Below are 658 nucleotides of genomic sequence, written 5' to 3'. Positions count from 1 at the left end.
ACGTTATCTGCAATAATAATCTATGTTTTAAGCAATTTTATGGAGGTGGTTACTTGAGAATAACATGCGATAGTTCGTGCTCTATGGGTTACATATACTTATTAGATACAGGGTTATATAATAATACAAATTCTGATTCTGTTAAAAAGATAGTTGATTCGGACAAGTGTAAAGTTGAAAGAAAATATAGTCTAGATATTAGAAAAGAATTTGAAACTCTAAAATTTAATAAGCTGACATACAATGCTGCCTTAAAAAAAGGTGATATAGAAGAGGAATATCTGAACGACAAAGATAACTTAGGATATATTAAAGGAATTGAATTAACTTTATCTGGAGATAAGTTTATTCAATTGATTGAAGACAACGCTTTTACCCTCTATGAATCATTTTGGGGGGATGAAGAGTGCTTTATGATCACTTTTGAAGTAGCTGAAAAAGTATTTTCTAGAGACAATTACGTTTTTCAAATGACTGACTATAATGATTCCTTTGTTATATGTAATATTAATCCTCAAAATAATGTTTGTATGATAAGGGGTATTATATTTTTACAAAGTTGTGTTGTATATAACAGTAATTATTTTAAAAATGCAGATTTTGTTTTAAGGTAGTGGTAAAGGTCCGATTATTACTGCAGATAACAGCGAGTTGACGA

The 658-nt window shown here is 29.0% G+C and carries 1 protein-coding gene; it reads left to right on the top strand.

Annotated features, from left to right (window positions below):
- A partial coding sequence (locus tag P0N36_RS15555) for a hypothetical protein (protein WP_275843807.1) occupies window positions 1–614 on the top strand: 614 nt, incomplete at its 5' end.
- Between the last annotated feature and the right edge of the window lie 44 nt (window positions 615–658).

It is taken from the genome of Petrocella sp. FN5, assembly GCF_029210395.1.
In the GTDB taxonomy this organism is placed as follows: Bacteria; Bacillota; Clostridia; order Lachnospirales; family Vallitaleaceae; genus Petrocella.
Note: the sequence above shows the minus strand (reverse complement) of the source record. Positions and strands in the feature narration are given on the sequence as shown.